We start from the raw sequence: 1,678 nt of genomic DNA, 5'->3' as shown, positions 1-1,678 counted from the left end.
TCTTATTGCCCACTTTACTAGGCGTGTTCTTAAGCAATCTCGAGCGCTCTCAATTGAGCTTTGATAATACGACTCAAATGACGGTGATGCTAAGCAAAACATTATCGCCGATTAAAGGGGCAACATTTGCGCAAGAACTAACAAAAATCGAAGGCATAGAGTCAGCCAAGTTCATCCATCAAGATGATGCTCTTGAGGAATTTAAAGCAACATTTGAACTCGAGTCGACACTTGAGCACTTGAGCGACAATCCCCTTCCTCACAGTATTATCGTAACCCTGAGTGATTCTGCTAATACGATAGAACAAGCGCAAAAACTTCGCACTAGCCTACTAGGAAAGCCTGAAATTGATCTGGTTCAGCTTGATTTAATGTGGGTTCAGCGACTCAACTCTATTACCAACTTTCTTAGTTTAAGCACCTGGATTCTTGGGCTAATGCTAAGTATTGCTGTCATTTTAATTCTCGGAAATACGATTCGATTAGCAATCGAAAACCGAAAAGACGAAATTGCCGTACTTAAGCTGGTAGGAGGAACGGACGCGTTTGTTTGTAGACCGTTTCTGTACTTAGGTATTTTCTATGGCATAGGCGGAGGAATATTTTCCATTATTTTATGCAGCGTGGTGTTAGCCATTCTAGCGCAACCTATTGAAGCACTGAAAGCTTCATATCAAAGCGATTTTAGTTTGTCAGGTTTGAACATTGAAACTACACTTTTTATTCTGTTAGTTGGAACATTTTTAGGTTGGTGCGCTGCCAAAATTTCTGTGAAACAACATATAAGCGCAATTGAACCAAGCTAATACCTATCTACGAAATTCGGAACTTTTTAAGGCTTAAGTAGTCCAACCACTCAACATTAGCACACTTGAGCACAAAAGCGCCGAGATGCTATGATGCAAGGATAACGAATAGAGGAATATTAATGGGCACAAGCTTACAACCCGTCGACATGTTAACTCCTGGTGGCAACCTTGAGTCTTACATCCAAACGGTCAACAGCATCCCGATTTTGTCAATTGAAGAAGAGCGAGATTTAACTGCGCGCTTACATGACGAAAACGACCTTGTGGCTGCGCGACACTTGATTATGTCGCATCTACGTTTTGTTGTTCATATCGCTAAAAGTTACTCTGGATATGGTTTAGCTCAAGCTGATCTTATTCAGGAAGGAAACGTCGGCCTAATGAAAGCCGTTAAACGTTTCGATCCGACATTCGGCGTTCGCTTGGTGTCTTTTGCTGTACATTGGATCAAAGCTGAAATTCACGAATTCATTTTACGTAATTGGCGCATTGTCAAAATTGCGACGACCAAAGCGCAACGTAAAATGTTCTTCAATCTTCGCAGCTCTAAAAAGCGTCTTGCTTGGTTTACCGCAGATGAAGTTGATTCAGTAGCTAAAGACCTTGGTGTAGAACCTCGCGTCGTTCGCGAAATGGAAGGTCGCTTGAGCGCTCAAGATACAGCATTCGATGCTAGCTCTGATGAAGATGATGACAGCGCGTTCTTAGCTCCAGCGAACTATCTAGAAGATCATTCAGCAGACCCTGCACGTGCTGTAGAGCTGGCTGATACATCGAGCGATACGCGTCATCGTTTAACTGAAGCCTTACGTACTCTCGATGAGCGTAGTTTAGATATCATCACCAAACGCTGGTTAAATGAGAAAAAA

At 42.4% G+C, this 1,678-nt stretch carries 2 protein-coding genes; both read left to right on the top strand.

Going from position 1 to position 1,678, the window contains the following annotated elements; translation table 11 throughout:
* Window positions 1-806, top strand: an 806-nt coding sequence (gene ftsX / locus A3739_RS13875; protein ID WP_068501761.1) for a permease-like cell division protein FtsX, incomplete at its 5' end; no start/stop codon positions are given.
* A 122-nt stretch (window positions 807-928) separates the two neighbouring features.
* On the top strand, window positions 929-1,678 hold a 750-nt coding region (gene rpoH, locus A3739_RS13870; RefSeq protein ID WP_068501759.1), incomplete at its 3' end, for an RNA polymerase sigma factor RpoH.

This window comes from Oleiphilus sp. HI0067 (genome assembly GCF_001635735.1).
Note: the sequence above shows the minus strand (reverse complement) of the source record. Positions and strands in the feature narration are given on the sequence as shown.